This window comes from Campylobacter corcagiensis, assembly GCF_013201645.1.
Lineage (GTDB): Bacteria > Campylobacterota > Campylobacteria > Campylobacterales > Campylobacteraceae > Campylobacter_B > Campylobacter_B corcagiensis.
The window spans coordinates 997,419-1,019,794 of record NZ_CP053842.1 but is presented as its reverse complement, the minus strand read 5'-3'; the positions used below and the strand labels follow the sequence as shown (position 1 = coordinate 1,019,794).

Below are 22,376 nucleotides of genomic sequence, written 5' to 3'. Positions count from 1 at the left end.
CATGACTAGAAGAGAGGCTCTAAAAGGTGGATTTAAGGCAGTAACGCTGTTAACAGCTGGATCTTTTGTGTGGAGTATTGCTACTACAACTCCTGCTAAAGCTAGAGTTTTTTTAAGGCCGCCTGGAGCTCTTAAAGAGAGTGAATTTGTAAGTAGGTGTATAAAGTGTAATCTTTGCGTGGAAGCTTGTCCATTTGATACTTTAAAACTCTCTAAATTAGGAGAGAAAATTTCAGTTGGAACACCTTATTTCACGCCAAGAGAAATTCCTTGCGAACTCTGTGTTGATATCCCTTGTGCTGTTGCTTGTCCAACAGGGGCTTTAGATATTAATAGTTTAAAATCAAACGGAAAACTTAATCCAGAAAATATAAAAATGGCAATAGCGGTAATGGACTCTCAAAACTGCTTGGCATTTAAAGGTATAAGATGTGATGCTTGCTATAGAGCATGTCCATTAATCGATAAGGCTTTGTTTTTAAAATATGAAAGAAATGACAGAACTGGAAAACACGCTTTTTTACTACCAACTGTTGATGCTGATTATTGCACTGGTTGTGGTAAATGTGAAAGAGCGTGTGTTACTGAGATTGCTTCTATAAAAACACTTCCTTTTGAAATAGCCTTTGGTAAAATGGGAAGTAATTATGTTATAGGTTGGCAACCTGAAACAGATGCTAAGTTAGATGGTGTTAGTAGCGAGGTTTACACAGATGAAAATTTAGCTTTGGATTATTTAAATACAGGGGAGCTGTAGTGAGAGTAAATTTAGTAAGAAGAGTTTCACAAATTTTAATTATAGTTTTATTTATATTGGGAAATTTGGGCATTTTAAGTGTCCTAAAAGGAAATCTTAGCAGTTCAGTATTTTTTAGTTTTATACCTTTAAGTGATCCTTATGCGGTACTACAGATATATTTAGCTTCAGGAGCTATTTCTTTAAATGCCATTCTTGGTGCATTTATAATAGCTATATTTTATGCTTTTATTGCACCTAGAGCATTTTGCTCATGGGTTTGCCCTGTAAATCTAATAACAGATTTTGCTTATTTTATAAGAGAAAAGTTTGGATATAAAAAAGATAGAAATATTTTAATGCCTTCTAAGAATTTAAGATATTACCTGCTTATTCTTAGCTTCATTTTAAGTTTTCTTTTATCAAGACCTATATTTGAAGAAATTAGTTTTATTGGATTTTTACAACGTGGACTTATAATTTTAAACATTACTGTAATAAGCACTATTTTTGTTATATTTGCTTTTGAAGTTTTTATAAGCCAAAGGGGGATTTGTTCTAAAATTTGCCCACTTGGTGCATTTTATGCAGTTTTAAGTAAATTTAGCTTTATAAGAGTAAAACACAGAGTAAAAAACTGCTCAAAATGTATGGACTGTATAGTTGTTTGTCCTGAAAAACAGGTCCTTAATATGGTTGGTAAAAAAGATGGTGTAGTAAGTAGCGAGTGTATAAGTTGTGGGCGGTGTGTTGATATATGTAAACATGATGCTCTAAATTTTAGTATTAAAAAAGGACTTTTATGAAATTTATAAAATCATTAGCAATGTTATCTACTCTTTTGTCTTTTGCGGTTGCTGGGACATTTGTTGATGATAGTGAGATTGGGCTTAGAAAAATAAGTGTTAAAGATGAAAATAGTGTTACGCTTAGAGATGTAAATTATTCAGCACAGCCTGCTGGACTTTCTACTAGGTTTGATAGGGCTTTTGAAAATGCTCCTCCAATGATTCCACATGATTTAGATGGCTTACTGCCAATAACTACTGAGTTAAATATGTGTACAACCTGTCATCTTCCTGAATTTGCAAATGATGTTGGTTCAACTCCAGTTCCAAAATCTCATCTTGTAGACTTAAGAAGCGGGGAGGATAATGAAGGCGTGTTAGATGGCTCTAGATATAACTGCGTTCAGTGTCATACGCCTCAAGCAAAAGTTAATATAGCTATACAAAATAACTTTAAACCTGAATTTTTCTATAAAGACGGAAATTCAAGTTCAAATTTAATGGATATATTAAACGAAGGTGTTAAGTAAAATTTAGTCACTATTTTAAATTTACACTATATTTTATGTAAGTTTTTAATAATATAAGTTAAAGTGTATTACAGGCTTTAACTTTCTAAATTTTATAAAATAGTTTTGTAGTTCTTAGTATAAAGGAGATATGTGTTTTTTGATAGGAAGATATTTATCCATCCTCCATATTTTAGTGGAGAATTTAGTTGCAAGAACTGCAAAGCACCTTGTGTTAGTTCCTGTAAAAGAGGGCTTTTAAAATTTGAAGACTCAGTAATTAAATTTGAAGTTTCGGATTTGGGTTGTAATTTCTGCGAAGATTGTGCTTTGGCGTGTAAAGAGATCAGAAAAAATACTTTAAATTTAGAGTTTAAATACACTATTAATGCAAAAGCTTTGATTAGTGTAAACTCATGTCTTGCTTGGAATGGCGTGATTTGCTATAACTGTCAGGACTCTTGTAGATATGGAGCTATTGATTATTTAGGAGTTTTTAGACCAATCGTAAATGATAGATGTGTAGGATGTGGCGAGTGTTTATCAGCTTGCTTTAAAAACTCAGTTAGTTTAAAGGTTAAAAAATGAGAAATATTTTAGTTTTTTTACTATTTTTTAGCTTAAGTTTTTCTGCAAATTTAGTTGATACTGTAGAGACTAAACATAATGTTTTGGGGCTAAATTTAAAGGATAATTTGCTAATAATTTCTACTGATGGTGGTGAGCTTATAGTGCATAATATGGAGTCAAATTCCACACTTATAGAGTTAGAGCTTAAATACATTGAGACATTTTTTGGTGATTTTGTACGACCTAGAGTTTTAAGTGGTGATATAATTGGTAAAAAAGTTATGATGCTTGGTGAGAGTGATTTTGGCAAAAAAGCACTATATTTTTATGAAAATGATAAGATTGAAAAACAAGAACTAAAGTATGAAGGTATAAAAAAAGCTCTTTTTTTAGATGAAAATTTAATAGTTTTAGCAAGTATGAGTAATGAAATTTATTTTTACGATATAAATAAAGCTAAAGTAGTATCACAAAAGAAATTTTCAACGGCTTCACTTAGCGATATGGAGGTTAAAAATGGACTTATTTTTGTAGGTTGTGAAAGTGGTATAGTTTATGTTTATGATATAACAAATGACGATACTACTATATTACCCCTTCATAAAGACAATATCTATGATATAGAAATTTCAGATAATTTTAATATTATAAGCGGCGGTGTTGATAAGCACGCAGTACTATATGTAAATTCAAAAAGAAGAATTTTTGAATCTGAATTTTTAGTTTATGCTGTTGGTTTAAATTCTAATGGCTCAAAAGCGGCTATTATGAGTAGTGAAGATAGCGATGTTGTGGTGTTTAATACAGATAATTTAGATATTATAAGTCAATTTAACACAGGTCAAAGTATATTAAATGGAGTTAAATTTTATGGTTCAAATTTGCTTATAACATCTGCTTATGAAAAAAATATAAAAATTTGGGAGTTTTAATATGAATATATCAAGTATGATTGTCTACTCAAAACTTAATAATCTAGATGCTCTTATAAAAGATATCCAAAGCATTGATGAGTGTGAAGTTGCAGCTAGTAAAGATGGTAAAATAGTCGTTGTTAGCCAAACTAAAGATACAAATGATCAAATCAAAGTATTTAAAAATTTAGAAAATCTCAAAGGTGTTGATAGCGTAAGTATGGTTTATTCTTACGAAGAGATGGATGATGATAAAATAAGCACTCAGATAAGTAAGATGTTAGATGATGACTCAGACATTAAAGATGTAAAATATAGTGGGGATGTAAATATATTTATTTAAATAGCTTTAAATATGAAAATATGCCAGCTTAGATGCTATTCTTAACAAAATTTGACTTATAATTTCTAAAATACATAACTTATTTATGTTTTTAAATGACTAGCATCGCATCGCCATAAGAGTAAAATTTATACTCTTTTTCTACGGCTATACGGTAAATTTCCATCGTCGCTTCATAGCCGATAAATGATGTCACAAGCATTATAAGTGTAGACTTTGGCAGATGAAAATTTGTAAGCAAGAAATTTTGTCTGATTGGTCTATTTAGGTGATTTAAAAAAAGCTCACACTCGCCTTGTAAAATTCCATTTCTAGCAAAATTCTCAACCACTCGCGTAACAGTTGTTCCAACGCCAAGTATGGGCTTATTGCTATTTAAGATTTCAGCTGTTTGTTTAGGTATATCAAACCACTCTGAGTGCATTTTATGCTCTCTTATGTCATCAACTTCTACACTTTTAAATGTTCCAGCACCAACATGAAGCGTTAGATAGTGGATATCGTGGGTTTTTTTAAGTTTATTTAACATTTCAGGCGAAAAGTGTAAAGATGCAGTAGGAGCTGCAACTGCGCCTCTATTTTTAGCAAAAATAGTTTGATACCAACTCTCATCATCTTTGGTGTCATCTCTTTTTATGTATGGCGGAAGTGGCGTATGGCCGATTTTATTTAAAATTTCAAAAAGCTCTAAAGTTTTAAGAGTTTTGCCATCTTTTGAAAACAAAACCTCTCGGCTCCCATCTTCGTTTAGTTTCGTAACCAAAGCTTCAAGATCATCATCAAATTTAAGCTTGCTTCCAACCTTGACAGAACCTCTTATATATACGCTAAAATTTGGCTCTATTAAAGGGCGGTTTAGTAAAAGCTCAACTTTTCCACCGCTTTGTTTTGTGCCGTAAATTCTAGCTTTTACAACCTTTGTATCGTTAAAAATAATATCGCAAGGTGGCAAAATTTCAGCCAAATCTCCAAATTTAAGGTGTGAAATTTCATCTGTTTTTCGTTTGTAAACTAATAAATTTGCACTCTCTTTAGGATCAGCTGGTTTTGTAGCTATTAAATGTTCTGGAAGAGTGTAGTCATAAGCATCTAAAGAGTTTAGATTAGGCTTCATCATCGTCTATATCCTTATAAGGATTTATAATCTTAGCTATATAAATAGATCCGACATATAAAACTATTAACGGAACTGCAAGCAAAAACTGACTTAATATATCAGGTGGAGTCATAACAGCAGCAAAAACAAATATAAGTACAATAGCGTATCTAAAGAAATCTTTTAAGCTTTTATCAGTTATAAGTCCTAAAAGTGCTAGAAAAAATGTAACTATTGGTAGTTCAAAACTTATGCCAAAAGCCAGCATTAGTTTGATAAAAAACCCTACATATTCGCCTATTCTAGGCATAGCTACCATATTTTCGCCACCACCAAAATTTATCAAAAAGTTAAACGCTGTTGGCAAAACTAAAATATAGCAAAACGCACACCCTATAATAAACATTATGGTTGCACTTATTACAAATGGTAGGACATATTTTTTCTCATTATCATATAGTCCTGGTGCGACAAAGAGCCAAAATTGCCAAAATATAATTGGTAAGGTTAGTAAAAATCCAGCAAAGAATGACACCTTCATAGCGGTAAAAAATGCTTCAGCTGGGTGAGTAAAAATAACTTCGCTATTTTGTGGCAAAATTTTAAGAAGTGGTTTTAATAAAAAATCAAAAAGTGGCTCCCAGAAGAAAAAGCAGATTACAAAACCAACAATAAGAGCTAAAGCTGAAATAACTAAACGCTTTCTAAGTTCAACGATGTGTGGGGTTATCTCTTCAAACATCGCTTTGTCCTTTTTCGTCTTGTGAAATTTCAGTTTTGCTCTCTTGGGCGTTATTCTCAGGTTTATTTTCGCTACTTATGAAATTCTTAGCACTATTAGTGAGTTTATCTTTGGCAAGTTGTGTTGGGTTACTAACAGCTTTTTTAATATCAGCTAGATTTGATTTAGTGCTTGATTTTATGTCATTTACGCTATTTTTTATATCTTCAAGCTCTTCAAAAGTTAGCTTTTTTCTAACCCCTTGGGTGGTTTTAGATATGCTGTCTTTGTATTTTTTAGCATCTTCTTTAAGTTCAGCAATCCTTACTTCTTGATCAAAACTAGCTTTTGCGTCATTTACTGTTTTTTTTAGAAGTTTTAGGTATTTTGCTATCTCAACCATCGTTTTTGGAAGCTTTTCAGGCCCCAAAGCTATAACGGCTATAACAGCGATAACAAGAATTTCGGGAAAACTCATTCCAAACATTATCTATCCTAATAAATTTTAATAGCCACTATTTTAGCGAAATTTCTTTAAAATATACCTAATTTTCAAGGATAAAGAGCGTTATCTCATCAGTAAGTAAAAAATTTGGGTTATAAAATTTTGAATTTTTATAGATAAGTTTTTTGTGACTAGTTAAAATTTTAGCGTTTTTTAGTTCATTTTCGTTAAGTAGTTTAGCACTAAATCCTATCTTTGATCTAAGTCCTAGGAAAATTTTTTCTGTTTTTATATCATTCATAGTTAAATTTTCATAACTTTTTAAAAGTGGATTTTTTATGTACTCTTCTATGCTTTTAGGAGAATATGCTCTTTTTTTGCCATTAAAACCAACCGCATACGCACCAAAACCCATATATTTTTCACCGCTCCAGTAAGCAAGGTTATGTTTACAAGGACGACCAAAATTTGCTATTTCATACTGTTTAAATCCAGCTTTTTCAAGCTCTTTAAAAAGAAATTTGGCTAACGCAGGGCTATCTTTTTCATAGTTTGATTTACCACTAAAAGGGGTGTTATTTTCAAGTATTAAAGAGTAAGCGCTGATATGTGAAATTCCTAAATTTGCTAAATTATCAACTTCAAATTTAAGTAGCTTTTTAGTGTCAAATTTAGTTGAATACATAATATCAACATTTATATTTTTAAATCCAGCTTTTTTAGCATTTTTTATAGCTATTTTTGTCGTGTTTGCTGAGTGGATTCTCCCTAAAAGTTTAAGCTTTTTATCATCAAAGCTTTGAGCTCCAAAACTTACTCTATTTACACCAAGAGTACGCATAGCTTTAAGCCATGTTAAATTTGCTGAGTTTGGGTTGGCTTCAGTTGTTATCTCAGCTCTTTTTTTAAGGTATGGTTTTAAAATATCAAAAATTTTAGTATAAAACTTTGCATTTACAGCACTTGGAGTACCACCACCTATAAATACCGTAGAAATTTGGCTAAATTTAGCATTTTTTATCTCAAATTCTAAAGCATCAAAGTAGCTTTTAGTAAGGTTAAATTCATCACTACTTGAACCAAAAGCGCAATAAGGGCATTTACTTTGGCAAAATGGAATGTGTATATAGATGTGCAAAAATTCTCTCTTTTTAGCAAAATTTACTCTAACTTCATAAATTTGTCAAAGGTTGACTTTTATATTTTACTAGATTTAGTTTATAATTTAATAACCTTTTGTGATTTATATTTGCTTTTTAAAGAGAGAATTGATTTTTTAATAAAGTTTTAAAATTTACCAAATTTTAAAGCAAATTTGGATAATATTATCCATTTTTATAAGGAAATTTATGGAAGCTAAAAACTACAGACCAAATGTTGCTGCTGTGATTTTATCCTCTAAGTATCCTTTTGAGTGTAGGGTTATGGTTGCAAAAAGAACAGATGTCAAAGATGCTTGGCAGTTTCCACAAGGTGGGATTGATGAGGGCGAGACACCACTTATTGCACTTTTTAGGGAGCTAAAAGAGGAGATTGGTACAAATAAAATCAAAATTATCGCTGAGTATCCAGAGTGGATAAGTTATGACTATCCAGCTGAAGTAATCGCTAAGAAAAAGCCTAAATTTGATGGTCAAATGCAGCGCTATTTTTTAGTTCGTATAGATGATGAAAAAAGTATTGATTTGGATGTAAAAGATCCGGAATTTTGTGCTTATAAATTTGTAAGCATAGATGAAGCTATTGATAGCATAACGCCTTTTAAAAAAGATGTTTATGTGAGAGTTTTAGGGTATTTTAAAGAGAAGGGGTTTATTTAGTATGCTTATAGTTCAAAAATATGGTGGCACGAGTGTTGGTACACTTGAAAGGATAGATGAAGTTGCTAAAAGGGTTATTAAAACAAAAGATGCTGGTAATGATGTAGTAGTTATCGTTTCAGCAATGAGTGGAGTAACAAATAAGCTTATTGAATATGCTGAGTATTTCGATAAAAACCCAAGCGAAAGAGAGTATGATATGCTTTTAAGTGCTGGAGAGAGAGTTACAAGTTCACTCTTAGCCATTGCCCTAACAGCTAAAGGCTATCCATCAGTTGCATTTAGCGGAAGACAAGCTGGTATTAAAACTGATGATTTTCATACAAAATCAAAGATTGAGGTCATAGATCCAGTAGCAATCCAAAATGCTTTAAAAGATGGTAAAATTGTAGTTGTTGCGGGATTTCAAGGTGTAAATAAAAATGGAGATGTTACGACTTTAGGTCGTGGTGGGAGTGACTTGTCAGCTGTAGCTATAGCTGGAGCTTTAAAAGCAGATCTTTGTGAAATTTATACCGATGTGGATGGGGTTTACACAACTGATCCAAGAATTGAACCAAAGGCTAAAAAGCTAGATAAAGTAAGTTATGATGAGATGCTAGAACTAGCTAGTCTTGGTGCAAAAGTTTTGCTAAATCGCTCAGTTGAACTAGCAAAAAAACTAAACATCAATCTAGTAACAAGAAGTAGCTTCAATGAACACGAAGGAACATTAATAACAGGAGAAAATTCAATGGAAGGCGTTATAATAAGCGGTATAGCCTTAGATAGAAATCAAGCAAGAGTAGGCATTAGAGATATTGAAGATAAACCAGGTGTGGCGGCTAAAATTTTTAAAAAACTATCTCAAAAAGAGATAAATGTTGATATGATTATCCAAAATGTTGGCAAAAACGGAGTTGCTAATTTAAGCTTTACAGTTCCACAAAATGAACTAGATAAAGCTGTAAGTGCACTTAATAATTTAGGTGAGAATTTAAATGTTGAAAGCGATAGCGATATAGTTAAAGTTTCTATTGTTGGAATTGGTATGAAAAGCCATAGTGGCATTGCTAGTACAGCGTTTGAAACTTTAGCAAATAATGGCATAAATATCCAAATGATATCAACGAGTGAGATAAGAATTTCAGTTATTGTTGATGCAAAATATGGCGAATTAGCAGTAAGATTATTTCATGATGCGTATGGATTAAATGCATAATGAAAGATCTCTATAAGTGGAGTTTGGAGCGTATTAGAAAAGATACTTTTATGTCCACTTGGATGGAAGATAGAAGAGAAGAGTGGACACCTTTAGTTGCTTCAAAAGTTAAATTTATGCTTCAAGGAAGTAGCTTTATCTTTTTTTGTGATGAACAGAGGCGTTGGTTTGAGAAATACGCTCTTCAAAATATAAACGCCAGAGAGAACGAACGACCGCTTGTGCCGTTTTTTTCACTTCGTGCAGTTGCTTCAAATTTAGATTATATAAATACCAAAGAGAGCATTGAACTACTAAATGATATGTTAACTCTTGCTTTTCCAAATGGATATATGTTTTTTTATGTAGGAAGAGGTAGCCATCCTTTAGCAAAAGTAGCAAAAAGTAGCGAAAATAGCTATATGTGGCTTATTGATGAGCATAGTGAGAATGCATTTTACCTTGATAGTCAAGATGAAAATTTAGATATAAAGCTCATCCAGCTTTTTAAGCTTTTTGATAGTAGCGTAAGTGCTGCACTTTTTGATGAGGTTACGCTTTGAATAAAATCATCATATCAAACAATTTTGATAGCGTAAAAGCTGAAATTTTATCTCAAAATAAAAACAGCAAATTTTATGAAAATAGTGAAATTTTAATAGATGATGCAAGATCAGCAATTGATGAAGCATATATTGCTGAAAATTCTTTAAAAACCATAGTTTTAATGGGTCAAAAATTTAGAACAGAAGCTCAAAACGCTCTTCTTTTAGTGCTTGAAGATAGCCCTAAAAATATAGAATTTATCCTAGTTGGCGGATCAAAATCACTCTTTTTGCCTACGATTCGCTCTCGTTTGGCTATCATAAATCGCTTAGAAAAGGTAGAAATTCCTAAAATAGATCTAAATTTTAAAAAACTAACCCTTCACGATATTAACACTTTTTTAAAGGAAAAAGTTGCTTTGGAAAAAAAAGGCGATTTAAGCAAAGAAGAGCTTTTAAATTTAGTTCACTCTGTAGTAAAAACAAGCATTTTACAAGGCGTAAAATTTAACACAAGTGAGCTAGAGTACATAAATAAACTATTTGTTTTAGCAAATCTAAATACAAAAGCTAGAGCTATTTTAACGCCGCTTCTTTTAATGATAGGAGATAAAAGATGAAAATTTATAAAGTAAATAAAGATACAAATTTCACTGAAATTTGTAATATTATAAAGCCAGAAAAAATGGGTGAAATTTTGATGAGCAAAAAGGCAAATTTAAACTTTTTTTTTATCAAAAACATCAAAGCTGCTGCAGCAAATATTCTAAAACAAGACGCTCTTAGCATCGGTGCTGAGCTTGTTTGTAACCAAAGCGTGATACTTGGCGATGACAGCACTCAAGCACTTTTAATAGCAAATGATAAACAAGTAGAAATTTTAGCTAAAAAAGAGGCTTTACAAGATTTTGGACTTAAAAATTTAGCCAAATTTTTAAAGCAAAATTTTAAAAAACCAAAAAAACCAGAGATAATGGGCGTGACAAATATTAACACCGATAGCTTTAATAAAGATAGCCGTGTGGATGAAAGCACAGCTATTTCACGCATTTTAAACCACATAGAAAATGGTGCAAGTTATATTGATTTAGGTGGTGTTTCGAGTCGTCCTGGAAGCAAGTATTGTGGAAGTGATGAGGAATTTAGACGCATAAATGGCGTCATATCTGAAATTTATCGCCAAAATTTATACAAAAAGGCTAAATTTAGCCTTGATAGTTTTGATGAGAGATGTCTTAAATTTGCTCTAGATCACGGTTTTTCTATGATAAATGATATTACTGGTGATACATCTCTTGCTAAATTAGCTGCAAGTTATGATGCTCAGTATTGCCTTATGCATATGAAAGGCGATCCTACTACCATGCAAGATGAACCAAAATATGATGATTTAATAGGCGAGATTGATTCATTTTTTGAAGAAAAAATAGCCGAGTGTGAAAGCTATGGTTGTAAAAAAATCGTCCTTGATGTGGGTATTGGTTTTGGTAAAAGTATGGCTGATAATATGTACTTGATTAAGCATTTAGAGCATTTTTTACGCTTTGGATTTCCTTTGTTTGTAGGGGCAAGCCGCAAAAGCGTCATAGGTCACTACACAAAAGCAGAAATTAAAGATCGTTTGCCAGGAAGCCTTTATTTACACCTTAAAGCTTACGAAAATGGCGCTACTATTATAAGAACTCACGATGTAAGCGAGCATGCTCAAATGTTTAAAATGGCTGAAGTTTATGAGAATTTAGGAGTTAATTGGTGAGTTTTGAAGATTATAAAAAAGCCATAAAAACACTAAATTTATGGGCAAAAGCTTACTATACAGATGATAAACCCTTAGCAAGCGATGCTGAGTATGATGAACTTTATGCTAAGGTCGTAGCTTATGAAAGCAAGCATCCAAACGATATTTTGCCTGATTCTCCAACTTTAAGAGTAGGTGATGATGTAAGTGCTAAATTTAGCCAAGTAGAGCACATTGAGCCAATGTGGTCGATGGAAAATGTCACTAACTTTAATGAACTAAATGCTTGGATAAAAAGAGGTAGTAAAGTTGGTCTTAAACTCTACTGTGAGCCAAAATTTGATGGAAGTAGTATGAATTTGCTATATGAAAATGGCACTTTAGTTAGGGCTAGTACAAGAGGGGATGGCAGGGTTGGCGAAGATATAACTCAAAATGCTAAAACAATCAAGTCTGTTTTAAAAAATATAAGCTATAAGGGTCGTATCGAGATACGCGGTGAAGTTGTGATTGCAAAAAGTGATTTTGAAGATATAAATTTAGAAAGACAAAGTTTAAACTTGCCACCATTAGCAAATCCTAGAAATGCAGCAGCTGGGAGTTTAAGGCAGCTTGATTCCTCTATAACAGCTAGTAGAAAGCTTAAATTTATTCCATGGGGTGTTGGGACAAACGAGCTTGATTTTACTACTCATAGTGAGATTATGAAATTCATATCTTCTCTTGGCTTTTTAAAAGATGAGTTTGTAAGAATTTGTAGCAGTCAAAAAGATGTTCAAAACGCTTATGAAGAGCTAACAAAAATGCGTCAAAGCAAAGATATTATGATGGATGGAATGGTTGTTAGAGTTGATGATTTGGCAAAATGCGAAGAGCTTGGATATACTGTGAAATTTCCAAAATTCATGGTTGCTTACAAATTTCCACCTTTGGAAAAAACCACAAAGCTTTTAGGAGTTGCTTTACAAGTTGGCAGAAGTGGCGTTGTAACGCCTGTAGCTGAACTTGAGCCTGTAAATATAGACGGAGCTGTGGTTAGAAACGCTACACTTCATAATTTTAGTGAGATTAAGCGACTTGGGCTGATGATTGGTGATTATGTTACTATTATACGAAGTGGCGATGTGATACCTAAAATTTTAAGCGTTTTTAAAGATAGACGAGATGGTAGCGAAGTATCAATACAAAAGCCTAAAAACTGCCCAGAGTGCGGAAGTGCTTTGTATGAAGAAGAAATTTTTATCAAGTGTCAAAATTTAGACTGTAGGGCAAGAGTATTAAACTCACTTATATATTTTACTTCTAAAAACTGTATGGATATAGATGGTCTTGGAAGTAAAATCATAGAAATTTTATATAGCAAGGGTAAAATTTCAAAGATTATTGATATTTATCATCTAAAATTTAGTGATTTTGTGGATTTAGAAGGTTTTAAAGAAAAAAAGATTACAAATTTATTAAACGCTATTGAGTCTTCAAAAAATGCTCCGCTTTACCGCTTTATAACATCTCTTGGCATAGAACACATAGGAGAGGTTGCAGCTAGAAAGATAGCTGATGCATTTGGTGAAAACTGGCTAAATGCTAGCAAAGATGAAATTTTAGGTCTTGATGGATTTGGGGTGGCGATGAGTGAGAGTTTTGTGCAGTTTATAGCTGTAAATATGGGTGAAATTTTAGAGCTTTTAGAAGCTATAAAGCCAACTTCAACTAAACTTGAGATAAAAAATAGTGCATTTAGTGGTAAAACAGTTGTGATTACTGGAACTTTGAGTAAAAGTAGAGATTTTTTCAAAGAAGCACTCATTAAAATGGGAGCAAAAGTAAGCTCATCTGTATCTAAAAAAACAGACTTCGTTCTAGCTGGAAACGATGCAGGAAGTAAGCTTGATAAGGCTAAAGAGTTAGGTATAAAAGTTATAGATGAGTTAGAGTTTAAGGATTTAAGTGAGAGCTGATTTATATACCGCAAATGCCCTAAATATAAGCCGTAACAAAGCTAGCGAGATGATAAAAAATGGTGAAATTTTACTTGATGGTGAAATTTTATCTAAACCAAGCCTTGAGATAGATAGTGGTAATATAGTAGCAAGGTCTAAAATTTATGTATCAAGAGCAGCTCTTAAACTTAAAAGTTTTTTAAAAGAAGTGCCACTAGATTTAGCTGGTAAGAGTGCTATTGATGTAGGAAGTTCTACTGGTGGATTTGTTCAAATTTTACTAGAAAATGGCGTAAAAGAAGTTGTAGCTGTTGATGTTGGCTCATCTCAGCTTAGTGAAATTTTAAGAGATAAAGCAAATGTTGTAATTAAAGAAAACTGCGATATAAGGGATTTTAAAAGCGATAAAAGCTTTGAAATTTTAACTTGTGATATAAGTTTTATATCTCTAAATTTAGTCTTAGATAAAATTTCACAGCTTTTTAGTGAGTTTGCTATTTTGCTTTTTAAGCCCCAGTTTGAAGTGGGAAAAGATACAAAAAGAGATAAAAAAGGTGTAGTCGTTGATAAAAAAGCCATTGAAAAAGCAGCTAAAAGATTTGAACTAAATGCTGCTAAACTAGGGCTTTTGATGATAGATAAAAAAGCGAGTAAAGTTTTAGGAAAGGATGGAAATGAAGAGATATTTTACCTATTTAAAAAGTAGTTTTTTTGTAGTTTTTATAGCCATTTTTATGGCTGGCTGTTTTGCACAAAAAGAACAAAAAGTTTTTCAGGTTAAAGATAATTTTAATATCTATGATTTTACAGGAACTTGGTATGAAGTTGGAAGTACAAAAAACAGCTCAAATTTAAGTGATATCAAAGTAAATTTCGCAGTTGATAATGGCAAGATTAGAGTTGTAAAAACTGGTCATTTGCCTGATGGCAGTAGTAAAAAAGAGCAGTTCTTAGCTCGTTTTGGGCTTGATGATAAAAACGCTAGTATGCTTGAGATAAGTAGATACGGGCTAATTTATGAGCCACTTTATATCGTTAGAAATGACCGCTATCAATACGCTATGATGTATATCGGAAATAAAGATATCTCTATTGTATCAAGAGCAAAAACCATTCCAGAAGTTGTAAGAGTTATATATAAAGACAAGGCAAAATCAGATGGCTTTGATATAGGTAGGATCGAGTGGATAAAACAGAGATAAAATCCTTAGCTATCGGGCATTTTGATGGTTTTCACAGGGGTCATACTAAGCTTTTAGAAAAGCTTTGTAAAGGCGCTATTTTGGTCATAGAAAATAGTGATAAAAAGCTAACCCCAAAGCGTGAAAATTTTACAAATTTGGCTATTTTTTACTACAATCTTGATGAGATTAAAGCTTTAAGTGGTAAGGATTTTGTTTTACTTTTATCTAAAGAATTTCCAAATTTAAAGCGTTTAGTAGTTGGATATGATTTTAAATTTGGCAAAAACAGACTCTCATCTGCTAAGGATTTAAAGGTTTTATTTGATGGCGAAGTTATCATAATAGATGAGTTTATTTACAGTGGCACAAGCGTTCACACTAGCGTAATTAAAAAGCTTTTTACTAGTGGCGATGTAAAAAAAGCAAATGAACTTTTAGGGCGAAATTTTGAAATTTATGGCAAGGTTATAAAAGGTCAAGGTCTTGGCAAAGAAAAGCTCTTTGCTACTTTAAATTTAGAGCCTAATGAGATGCAGTTTTTGCCTAAAAGTGGTGTTTATGCTAGTTTTACTAAATTTGATTTTAAAAGATATAAAAGCGTGACTTTTATAGGAGATAGAGTTTCAACTGATAGTAAATTTAGCATAGAAACCCACATTTTAGAGTCATTTTGTGTGGAGCCTAAAAATTTAAGCGTTGAGTTAATTTCATATATAAGAGAAAATCATAAATTTAATGATTTAGGTGATTTAAAATCACAAATTTCAAAAGATATTATAAGAACAAAGGAGATTTTATCATGAGAGATGAAGTCTTTACAAAGCCTATAACAAAGCAGTTTGAATTTGATGAAAATGTAGCAAGTGTATTTGATGATATGATAAATAGATCAGTTCCATACTATCAAATTTCAAGTGACTTAATAGCTAAATTCTTGCTTTTAAGCGTGCCAAAAGATGCTAGGATTTTAGATCTTGGCTGTTCAACTGCTGCTATGCTTTTAAAGCTTTTTGAGTTAAATCCTAAATTTACTCTTACTGGAGTTGATAACTCACCATCTATGTTAGAAAATGCTAAAAGTAAAGCAGCGGCATATGGTGCGAATTTAAATCTAATCAACTCTGATATTTTAGAATTTGAACTTGGGTTAAACGATGCTATTATCATGAATTATACTCTTCAGTTTATCCGCCCTTTAAAAAGAGAGAAATTCATAGCTAAAATTTATGATAATTTGGTTGAAAATGGAGTATTTGTTCTAAGTGAGAAGGTTATTTTTGAAGATAAAAAGATGAGTAAGGATATGATAGAAATTTATGCTCAGTATAAACTAGAGCAGGGTTATTCAAAATTTGAGATAGCTCAAAAGCGTGAAGCGTTAGAAAATGTACTTATTCCATTTAGTGAGTATGAAAATATAGATATGCTAAAAAAGGCAGGTTTTAGAGTAGTTGAAACGCTATTTAAATGGGGAAATTTTGCTAGTTTTGTAGCTATAAAATAACTTTACTTTTAATTAAGATGGTAAATTTTGATTAAAGCCCTAAATTTAGGGCTTTATTTATCTATCCTTAAGATTTAGTTTTTCTATTAAACTAGAATATCTATTATAATCTTTATTTTTAAGGTATTTCATAAGTCTTTTTCTTTGGCTAACCATTTTTAGTAGACCTAGTCTTGATGAAAAGTCTTTTGGGTTAGACTGAATGTGAGAAGTAAGCTGTTTAATCTTCTCTGTAAGAAGTGCTATTTGAACCTCTGATGAACCTGTATCGCCATCTTTTTTTGCGAATTGGGCAACTATTTGTGCTTTTTGAGCCTGATCTAAAGCCATAATGACCTCCTGAACGGTAAAATTAATACAAGGGCTAATTATAGCAATTTTTACTTAAATTTTACTAAAATTAGTTAGTTTATATAAAAACATCTATAGATTTTACTAAAATATTGTGTTTAATATTTATTGATTAAAGCTACAATTTTAGTACTTTTTTATCTGAATTTGGTTAAAATGTGGTTTTAAATTTAAGGAGAGAGTATGCTTTTTACCAAAGCTAGTGAATATGCACTTTTGTCACTTATTTACATTTCAAGCAAAAGTACACCACAAGATGTTGAAACTATGTCAAAAGAGCTTGATATTTCTAAGAGTTTTCTTGCTAAAATTTTACAAAATTTAGCTCGTGATGGGATACTAAATTCCTTCAAAGGTGCAAATGGTGGTTTTTTGATGGCAAAAAATCCACAAAACCTTACGCTTCTTGAGATTATAGAGAGTGCAGAAAGACATGAGATGAGTGTTTTTGAGTGTTCTAGGTCAAAACAGAGCTGTGAAAAAGGTGATAGCTGTAAAATTTGGCATATGTTTAATGATATACAAAATCAAATCGATAACTATATGGGCGGGATAACTCTACAAAAAATCCTAGAAAATGGTGCTAAAATATGAGAGTTTATCACCTTTCTCACACGGATTTAGATGGATATTCTGCTCAAATTGTCACAAATTTTTATTTTAAAGATATAGAATTTTTTAACTCTAATTACGGCAAAGAAATAGATGCTAAATTTAACCAAATAGTCTCTTTGATAGAAGAAAGTTTATATCAAGATGAGAGTAAAAAATCACTTATATTAGTTACAGATCTTAATCTAAGCTTATCACAATGTGAGTGTTTTGAGAAAAAAGCTAAAGAACTAAACGCTAAAATTTTACTACTTGATCACCATCAAAGTGGATTAGAATGCGCTAAAAAATACCCTTGGTATCTACTTGATAGTTCAAGATGTGCAACTCTTATAACTTATGAGTTTTTTAGTCAAATTTTAGGCGAAGATAGTGATTTGGGTGAGTTTGTGAAAATGGTAAATTCAGTTGATATCTGGCTTAAAGATGATATATACTTCGAGTTTGGCAAGGTTTGTTTAGGACTTGTAGCAGGAGCTAAAGAGATAAATAGCGTGATGTTTACTAAAGAAAGCAGGGAGTATATATTTTACTTGCTAAAAAAAGCACGTGAATTTATGGGTAAAGATAACGCTCATATCAAGCTTGACGGGGCAACTCATGGCTTGAAAAAGGAATTTTTTATAGATGGCGATGATGATACATTAAGCAACCTAATCTCAAAATATGTAGTTGAAAAACTTACTCAAGATAGGGCTAAATTTGAGATAAACTATCTTGATAAAAAAGGCATTTTAACTTACAATATCGGCAACACTTCGGTTATAGGAAATGACTTTTTAGTGGCAAACCCAGATATAGACTTCTTCTTAGATGTCACAAGTAGAAAAACGATGAGCTTTAGAGCAAATGGTAACGCCGATGTTAGTCAAATTTCAAAGCACTTAGTTGGTGGCGGTGGACATATAAATGCTAGTGGTGGGTTTTATGCTGGGTTTAAGGATGGATATATTTATGAAGATATTAGGTCTCAAATAGCTGGACTTATAAAGACAAAAACGGAGAGTATTGATGAATCAAAATGAGATAAATGATCTTATGTATGAAGTAAGTGTGCTTTTAGAAGCTGTTTTATATTTTGCAGGTGTGGATAAAAAATATCTTAGGAAAGCCGCTGAAGTTTATGTTGAGATGATAGATGAAGCTCTTGATGATAAGGATTTAAAGGGTGTGGATGAAGTTATAGAGGTCGTTAAATTTCTAAAAGCAGATCACCCTGAGTTTTTTAAGAAGTAAATTTAAATTAAGCTATAAGGGCAAAATTTAATAAATTTAGCCCTTTAATAACACATAATTAAAAACTGACTAAATAGTATAATTTCAAAAGTTATAGTTTTTCATCATAATAAAACTATAGTAACCGTGTAAAAATCTTTTTTTAAGTATAGATTATTTATTTATCACACGCTTCTTGAAGTATAATTTTAAAACTCACTATATTATAATAATTTAAATTTATTTTAATTTTATTTAATATATGCTATAATTCTAAATTATTTTTATTCTAAGGGAGAGAATTATGAAAATATCAAAAGTGGTATTTTTTTTGGTTCTTGCAAATGTGCTATTTGCAGGGAATTTTTATACCATTGATAATGGTAATTTGGTCGAGGTGGTAAAAGACGGAAATGAGTATATTATTAAAAACTCAGATCCAAAGAGTGTTATCGCATCAGATAAAATTTTAGTTATATCTAGATTTAACGATACAAATATAGCTTTTGGAAAAGATGCTTTGACACAAGGTTCAAATTCCATAGCTATTGGCAATGGAGCAAAAACAGAAAAACCATTTTCTATGGCTATAGGAACACGTGCACAAGCAAAAGGTGAAACATCAACAGCTATTGGATATGAGGCTGAAGCATTAGGTGATTATAGTATGGCTTTAGGTATGAATTCAAAATCAGAAGGTTATCTAGGAACTGCTATTGGGTATGGTGCAAATGCCAAAGGAAGACAAAGTCAAGCTATAGGAATATTAGCCAAATCAAGCGGGGAACAAAGTCAAGCTATAGGAAAACAAGCGGAAGCAAGCGGGGAACAAAGTCAAGCTATAGGAGTTGGGGCTAAATCATCTGGCTTGGATAGTCAAGCCATAGGGACAAAAGCAAAAGCAACCGGACAACAAAGCAATGCAATAGGTAGAAATGCTTTTGCTGAAAATAAAAACGACATATCTATTGGAAGTTTTTCTGTTGCAAAAGGAGAACAAAGTGTTGCCATAGGAACACAAGCAAAATCTCTTTTACTTGATGGAATAGCAATTGGAACACTAGCAAATTCAGAAGGCGATAGAAGTAGTGCTATAGGAAATAAATCGCAAGCACTAGGCGAAAATAGTAATGCTATAGGTACATCATCAGAATCTAAAGGAACTAATAGCAACGCATTTGGTGCTGGAGCTAAAGCACTAGGCGAAAATAGTAATGCTATAGGTGCACTATCACAAGCTACTGGACATACTAGCAATGCAATAGGAGTTATGGCAAAAGCTACTGGAAATAGCGCTACAGCTATAGGATTTCGATCTATAGCAAATGGAAATTACTCTATGTCTTTAGGTGAAAAGGCTATATCTAATGGATTATTGGCTATAGCATTGGGTAGTGAAGCAAATGCTTCTGGACGAAATTCTACTACTATAGGATATAAGGCAAAAGCCAGCAAGGAAAATACTGTAGCCATTGGTAAAAACGCTAAATCAGAAAGTGTAAATTCAATAAGCATAGGCGAAAATGCTACAAATCAAAAAAGAATAGAAGACAAAGAAGCACATACTACAAAACAATCTGATCACTCAATAGCCATAGGAACAAATTCAAAAAATGAAGATCTTAAATCAGTAGCTATTGGATATGAAGCTACAAATGAAAGTCAATTTTCAGTAGCTTTAGGAGCAAATTCGATTACAAAAGGCTCTTATGATATTGCAATAGGAAATAAAGCTCAAACTGATGATCATAGTAGTATAGCAATAGGAGAAAGTACTGTTGCAAATGGCTATGCTTCAACAGCCATCGGAAAACAGGCTAATGCAAAAAATAATTATAGTACAGCATTAGGATATAAAGCTACATCTGATGGATATTATGCCATGGCTCTTGGTAGTGAAACAAACGCAAAAGGAGATAATACAACAGCTATCGGACATCAAGCACAAGCAAATATTATAAATTCAATTGCTCTAGGCTCATTTTCTGTAGCAAATACAGATAAAGATCAGGCTGGTTGGGATTTTAAAACAGGAAAGCGAAGCACGGAAACAAATCATATTTGGAAAAGCACTGCAGCAGCAGTTTCTATCGGTAGAGCTTCAGGATACCAAGGTGGGGCTATCACTCGTCAAATAACAAATGTTGCAGCAGGAACAAATCCTACCGATGCAGTTAATGTCGCTCAACTTAAATCACTTAAAGATTATAGTGATGAAACTTTTATCAATAAAACAGAACTAAATAACATTAATCAAAATTTAGGTAATAAAATATCAGATGTAGTAGGTGATAACACAAACATAGTAGTTGCTTCTGATGAAGATGATAAGACTAAAAAGAAAGTAAGTTTAAACCCTGAGCTTAAAAATTTAACAAGTGCTGAGTTTGAAGATGGCGATAAGCTTACAAAAATAGAAGCTAATAAAATAACTATTGGTAGTGGAAATGATGCGATCGTTATTAAAAATGATAATGGTAGTAGAGCTATCACAGGTCTTACAAATACAACTTGGAACGCTGGTTATACAAAAGATGATATTGTTTCAGGTAGAGCTGCCACAGAAGATCAGCTTCTTAGCATAACTCAAAATTTACAATCAAATATAGCTAAAAGTAACACAGAGGTTACAGCTGGAGATAACATAGTAGTTACTCAAACAACTGGAGCAAATGGAAATAAAATTTACAAGGTTGAAACTAAAAAAGATGTAAGCTTTGATAAAGTAAGTGTTGGAAATGTTGCCATCAGCGATAATAGTGTGAAAATCAAAAATGTTAAGCTTGATGAAAATGGCTTAAAAGTTGGCGATAAGGTCGAAATAACTAAAAATGAAATCAAAAACGATAAAGTTAAAATTTCAAGTAACAAAGTCGCTATAGATAACAAAACTACCATAGATAATAATGGGGTTACCATTAAACAAGATGATCCAAGCAAAGGTGATGTTAAACTAACAAAAAATGGTTTAGATAATGGCAAAAATAAAATCACAAATTTAGCTGATGGCGAAGATGACACTGACGCAGCTACTGTTGGACAGATTAAAAGCATAAAAGCTGGAGATGCTGGTATAAAACAAAGTGATAAAAAAGAAAAATGGGCAAAAGATAAACCTAAATCAACTGGAACAAACTCAGTTGCCATTGGCGGTGGGTCAAACGACTATGGTAGAGATAACACAGTCTCAGTTGGTAGCAAAGGCCATGAAAGAACTATAAGTAATGTCGCAAATCCAGTATATGACACTGATGCGGTAAATTTAAGATACCTAAACAACCGCTTAGCTAATGTTTATAGCGATATGGAAGAATTAAGAGATGAAAGTAGAGCTGGGATTGCTTCTGCTGTAGCTCTTGGCATGCTTCCACAATCAACCGTTCCAGGAAAATCTCTAATAGCAATCGGAGCTGGTCATCACAAGGGTGAAAGTGCTGTGTCTTTAGGACTATCTGGAATGAGTGATGATGGAAAATGGATATTTAAAGGTGGTGTTAGTTATGATTCTCAAGAAAATGCAACTGTTGGTGGTTCAGTCGGATATTTCTTTAACTAAATTTTAAGATTTCTAAAATATAAGCACTCCAAATTTTGGAGTGCTCTTTTTACTTTTAAACTTTAAATAATTGCAAATTTATATACTCTTTATCTCATGTTTAACCAAATATATAAATACATATAGTTATTTTTAACTTCTGCTATAAATTTAGCTCATTCTTATCTTTTTAATAAGCTTATGGTTATAAAATAAAAGTATGCTATACGATTAGTATTTTATGTTTTGGTTATATATTAATTGTAAAATGCTTTAATTCATCATCACTTAGATACTCCGTCATATAAGCATTATTAGTTTTTATATGGTATTTTTAAGAAATTTAGTTTATTAATTTAAAAAATATATAGCTTAGTTTTAGGTTTTAATTTTTATATATATTGTACTATTGTAGCCGTAAATATTTTTCTATGAAAAATTTTAATCAATAAAATTATAAGTTTGGAATTCTATATCTCCAAATAACAAATAAATTTTTTGCTAAACGTTTTCATTATTTTTTGGATTACTTAAATATCTATAAACTTTAATTTTTTAAAATCTACTTTTGTATATGCTTATCAAGCTTTGAAAAGTCTTTTTTTTTAGCTTTATTAGTTAGTTATAAAC

The 22,376-nt window shown here is 31.9% G+C and carries 25 protein-coding genes; 20 read left to right on the top strand and 5 right to left on the bottom strand.

The genetic code is table 11. The annotated features are described in order from the left end of the window. Window position 1 precedes the first annotated feature (1 nt). The 6 genes from napG to CCORG_RS05260 all read left to right on the top strand — a co-directional run bounded on the left by napG (window position 2) and on the right by CCORG_RS05260 (window position 3,860). Window positions 2-757, top strand: coding sequence for a ferredoxin-type protein NapG (gene napG, locus CCORG_RS05285; protein WP_025803293.1), 756 nt, complete (start codon window positions 2-4; stop codon window positions 755-757). Continuing rightward, window positions 757-1,542, top strand: a complete 786-nt coding sequence (napH, locus tag CCORG_RS05280; protein ID WP_025803294.1) for a quinol dehydrogenase ferredoxin subunit NapH — start codon at window positions 757-759, stop codon at window positions 1,540-1,542. Before napG ends, napH begins: the two co-directional genes overlap by 1 nt. After that, entirely contained in the window at window positions 1,539-2,054 is a 516-nt protein-coding gene (locus CCORG_RS05275) for a nitrate reductase cytochrome c-type subunit (protein WP_025803295.1), read from the top strand. Before napH ends, CCORG_RS05275 begins: the two co-directional genes overlap by 4 nt. A 132-nt stretch (window positions 2,055-2,186) precedes the next feature. Continuing rightward, window positions 2,187-2,621: a 4Fe-4S dicluster domain-containing protein gene (locus CCORG_RS05270; protein ID WP_025803296.1), complete on the top strand. Its 435-nt coding sequence runs from the start codon at window positions 2,187-2,189 to the stop codon at window positions 2,619-2,621. Beyond that, window positions 2,618-3,535 (top strand): WD40 repeat domain-containing protein, encoded by a 918-nt coding sequence (locus tag CCORG_RS05265; RefSeq protein ID WP_025803297.1) that lies wholly within the window; start codon window positions 2,618-2,620, stop codon window positions 3,533-3,535. The genes CCORG_RS05270 and CCORG_RS05265 overlap by 4 nt, the downstream gene beginning before the upstream one ends. Window position 3,536: 1 nt before the next feature. Continuing rightward, window positions 3,537-3,860 carry a chaperone NapD gene (locus CCORG_RS05260; protein ID WP_025803298.1) on the top strand — a complete coding sequence of 108 codons (324 nt, stop codon included), beginning with the start codon at window positions 3,537-3,539 and terminating at the stop codon, window positions 3,858-3,860. Window positions 3,861-3,951: 91 nt separating this feature from the next. Here the strand turns inward: CCORG_RS05260 and queA are convergent, their stop codons facing one another. The 4 genes from queA to hemW are packed head-to-tail and all read right to left on the bottom strand — an operon-like array spanning window position 3,952 to window position 7,260. Further along, a complete protein-coding gene (queA, locus tag CCORG_RS05255; RefSeq protein ID WP_025803299.1) occupies window positions 3,952-4,974 on the bottom strand; it encodes a tRNA preQ1(34) S-adenosylmethionine ribosyltransferase-isomerase QueA in 1,023 nt (340 codons plus the stop codon). Next, a complete protein-coding gene (tatC, locus tag CCORG_RS05250) occupies window positions 4,964-5,698 on the bottom strand; it encodes a twin-arginine translocase subunit TatC (RefSeq protein WP_025803300.1) in 735 nt (244 codons plus the stop codon). The genes queA and tatC overlap by 11 nt, the downstream gene beginning before the upstream one ends. Next, window positions 5,691-6,164: a Sec-independent protein translocase protein TatB gene (tatB, locus tag CCORG_RS05245; protein ID WP_034971532.1), complete on the bottom strand. Its 474-nt coding sequence runs from the start codon at window positions 6,162-6,164 to the stop codon at window positions 5,691-5,693. Before tatB ends, tatC begins: the two co-directional genes overlap by 8 nt. 58 nt (window positions 6,165-6,222) lie before the next feature. Next, the gene (hemW, locus tag CCORG_RS05240; protein WP_025803302.1) at window positions 6,223-7,260 is read right to left on the bottom strand and encodes a radical SAM family heme chaperone HemW; all 1,038 of its coding nucleotides are present in this window, start codon (window positions 7,258-7,260) and stop codon (window positions 6,223-6,225) included. A 211-nt stretch (window positions 7,261-7,471) separates the two neighbouring features. Between hemW and CCORG_RS05235 the strand changes: the two genes are divergently transcribed. Genes CCORG_RS05235 through cmoA form a run of 10 tightly spaced genes read left to right on the top strand, consistent with a single transcriptional unit; the run spans window position 7,472 to window position 16,033 of the window. After that, window positions 7,472-7,942 (top strand): RNA pyrophosphohydrolase, encoded by a 471-nt coding sequence (locus tag CCORG_RS05235; RefSeq protein ID WP_025803303.1) that lies wholly within the window; start codon window positions 7,472-7,474, stop codon window positions 7,940-7,942. Between the two features lies 1 nt (window position 7,943). After that, complete coding sequence (locus CCORG_RS05230) at window positions 7,944-9,143, top strand: aspartate kinase (protein ID WP_025803304.1); 1,200 nt, start codon at window positions 7,944-7,946, stop codon at window positions 9,141-9,143. Continuing rightward, entirely contained in the window at window positions 9,143-9,685 is a 543-nt protein-coding gene (locus tag CCORG_RS05225) for a HobA family DNA replication regulator (RefSeq protein WP_025803305.1), read from the top strand. The genes CCORG_RS05230 and CCORG_RS05225 overlap by 1 nt, the downstream gene beginning before the upstream one ends. Continuing rightward, window positions 9,682-10,287, top strand: a complete 606-nt coding sequence (locus CCORG_RS05220; protein ID WP_025803306.1) for a DNA polymerase III subunit delta' — start codon at window positions 9,682-9,684, stop codon at window positions 10,285-10,287. The genes CCORG_RS05225 and CCORG_RS05220 overlap by 4 nt, the downstream gene beginning before the upstream one ends. After that, a complete protein-coding gene (gene folP / locus CCORG_RS05215) occupies window positions 10,284-11,423 on the top strand; it encodes a dihydropteroate synthase (RefSeq protein WP_025803307.1) in 1,140 nt (379 codons plus the stop codon). The genes CCORG_RS05220 and folP overlap by 4 nt, the downstream gene beginning before the upstream one ends. Continuing rightward, window positions 11,420-13,363, top strand: coding sequence for an NAD-dependent DNA ligase LigA (ligA, locus tag CCORG_RS05210; RefSeq protein ID WP_025803308.1), 1,944 nt, complete (start codon window positions 11,420-11,422; stop codon window positions 13,361-13,363). The genes folP and ligA overlap by 4 nt, the downstream gene beginning before the upstream one ends. Further along, window positions 13,353-14,051, top strand: coding sequence for a 23S rRNA (cytidine-2'-O)-methyltransferase TlyA (tlyA, locus tag CCORG_RS05205; protein ID WP_025803309.1), 699 nt, complete (start codon window positions 13,353-13,355; stop codon window positions 14,049-14,051). Before ligA ends, tlyA begins: the two co-directional genes overlap by 11 nt. Further along, window positions 14,020-14,547 (top strand): lipocalin family protein, encoded by a 528-nt coding sequence (locus CCORG_RS05200; protein ID WP_025803310.1) that lies wholly within the window; start codon window positions 14,020-14,022, stop codon window positions 14,545-14,547. The genes tlyA and CCORG_RS05200 overlap by 32 nt, the downstream gene beginning before the upstream one ends. Continuing rightward, entirely contained in the window at window positions 14,529-15,332 is an 804-nt protein-coding gene (locus CCORG_RS05195) for a bifunctional riboflavin kinase/FAD synthetase (RefSeq protein ID WP_025803311.1), read from the top strand. Before CCORG_RS05200 ends, CCORG_RS05195 begins: the two co-directional genes overlap by 19 nt. After that, window positions 15,329-16,033 (top strand): carboxy-S-adenosyl-L-methionine synthase CmoA, encoded by a 705-nt coding sequence (gene cmoA / locus CCORG_RS05190; RefSeq protein ID WP_025803312.1) that lies wholly within the window; start codon window positions 15,329-15,331, stop codon window positions 16,031-16,033. The genes CCORG_RS05195 and cmoA overlap by 4 nt, the downstream gene beginning before the upstream one ends. Before the next feature lie 57 nt (window positions 16,034-16,090). Here cmoA and rpsO read toward each other — a convergent pair whose 3' ends face one another. Beyond that, window positions 16,091-16,363, bottom strand: coding sequence for a 30S ribosomal protein S15 (gene rpsO, locus CCORG_RS05185; RefSeq protein WP_025803313.1), 273 nt, complete (start codon window positions 16,361-16,363; stop codon window positions 16,091-16,093). A 204-nt stretch (window positions 16,364-16,567) separates the two neighbouring features. Between rpsO and CCORG_RS05180 the strand changes: the two genes are divergently transcribed. The 4 genes from CCORG_RS05180 to CCORG_RS05165 all read left to right on the top strand — a co-directional run bounded on the left by CCORG_RS05180 (window position 16,568) and on the right by CCORG_RS05165 (window position 21,767). Further along, on the top strand, window positions 16,568-16,978 hold the full coding sequence (locus CCORG_RS05180) for an RrF2 family transcriptional regulator (protein WP_025803314.1): 411 nt from the start codon (window positions 16,568-16,570) through the stop codon (window positions 16,976-16,978). After that, window positions 16,975-18,021 carry a DHH family phosphoesterase gene (locus tag CCORG_RS05175; protein ID WP_025803315.1) on the top strand — a complete coding sequence of 349 codons (1,047 nt, stop codon included), beginning with the start codon at window positions 16,975-16,977 and terminating at the stop codon, window positions 18,019-18,021. The genes CCORG_RS05180 and CCORG_RS05175 overlap by 4 nt, the downstream gene beginning before the upstream one ends. Next, a complete protein-coding gene (locus CCORG_RS05170; RefSeq protein ID WP_025803316.1) occupies window positions 18,008-18,232 on the top strand; it encodes a hypothetical protein in 225 nt (74 codons plus the stop codon). The genes CCORG_RS05175 and CCORG_RS05170 overlap by 14 nt, the downstream gene beginning before the upstream one ends. A gap of 283 nt (window positions 18,233-18,515) precedes the next feature. After that, window positions 18,516-21,767 carry a YadA-like family protein gene (locus tag CCORG_RS05165; protein ID WP_025803317.1) on the top strand — a complete coding sequence of 1,084 codons (3,252 nt, stop codon included), beginning with the start codon at window positions 18,516-18,518 and terminating at the stop codon, window positions 21,765-21,767. The last annotated feature ends 609 nt before the right edge of the window (window positions 21,768-22,376 follow it).

What these genes read in the sequence shown, in the direction of transcription:
- napG (WP_025803293.1), top strand. Translation starts at nt 2, where the DNA reads ATGACTAGAAGAGAGGCTCTAAAAGGTGGATTTAAGGCAGTAACGCTG.
- CCORG_RS05275 (WP_025803295.1), top strand. Translation starts at nt 1,539, where the DNA reads ATGAAATTTATAAAATCATTAGCAATGTTATCTACTCTTTTGTCTTTT.
- CCORG_RS05265 (WP_025803297.1), top strand. Translation starts at nt 2,618, where the DNA reads ATGAGAAATATTTTAGTTTTTTTACTATTTTTTAGCTTAAGTTTTTCT.
- CCORG_RS05260 (WP_025803298.1), top strand. Translation starts at nt 3,537, where the DNA reads ATGAATATATCAAGTATGATTGTCTACTCAAAACTTAATAATCTAGAT.
- queA (WP_025803299.1), bottom strand. Translation starts at nt 4,974, where the DNA reads ATGAAGCCTAATCTAAACTCTTTAGATGCTTATGACTACACTCTTCCA.
- tatC (WP_025803300.1), bottom strand. Translation starts at nt 5,698, where the DNA reads ATGTTTGAAGAGATAACCCCACACATCGTTGAACTTAGAAAGCGTTTA.
- tatB (WP_034971532.1), bottom strand. Translation starts at nt 6,164, where the DNA reads ATGTTTGGAATGAGTTTTCCCGAAATTCTTGTTATCGCTGTTATAGCC.
- CCORG_RS05235 (WP_025803303.1), top strand. Translation starts at nt 7,472, where the DNA reads ATGGAAGCTAAAAACTACAGACCAAATGTTGCTGCTGTGATTTTATCC.
- CCORG_RS05230 (WP_025803304.1), top strand. Translation starts at nt 7,944, where the DNA reads ATGCTTATAGTTCAAAAATATGGTGGCACGAGTGTTGGTACACTTGAA.
- CCORG_RS05225 (WP_025803305.1), top strand. Translation starts at nt 9,143, where the DNA reads ATGAAAGATCTCTATAAGTGGAGTTTGGAGCGTATTAGAAAAGATACT.
- folP (WP_025803307.1), top strand. Translation starts at nt 10,284, where the DNA reads ATGAAAATTTATAAAGTAAATAAAGATACAAATTTCACTGAAATTTGT.
- CCORG_RS05200 (WP_025803310.1), top strand. Translation starts at nt 14,020, where the DNA reads ATGAAGAGATATTTTACCTATTTAAAAAGTAGTTTTTTTGTAGTTTTT.
- cmoA (WP_025803312.1), top strand. Translation starts at nt 15,329, where the DNA reads ATGAGAGATGAAGTCTTTACAAAGCCTATAACAAAGCAGTTTGAATTT.
- rpsO (WP_025803313.1), bottom strand. Translation starts at nt 16,363, where the DNA reads ATGGCTTTAGATCAGGCTCAAAAAGCACAAATAGTTGCCCAATTCGCA.
- CCORG_RS05180 (WP_025803314.1), top strand. Translation starts at nt 16,568, where the DNA reads ATGCTTTTTACCAAAGCTAGTGAATATGCACTTTTGTCACTTATTTAC.
- CCORG_RS05175 (WP_025803315.1), top strand. Translation starts at nt 16,975, where the DNA reads ATGAGAGTTTATCACCTTTCTCACACGGATTTAGATGGATATTCTGCT.
- CCORG_RS05170 (WP_025803316.1), top strand. Translation starts at nt 18,008, where the DNA reads ATGAATCAAAATGAGATAAATGATCTTATGTATGAAGTAAGTGTGCTT.
- CCORG_RS05165 (WP_025803317.1), top strand. Translation starts at nt 18,516, where the DNA reads ATGAAAATATCAAAAGTGGTATTTTTTTTGGTTCTTGCAAATGTGCTA.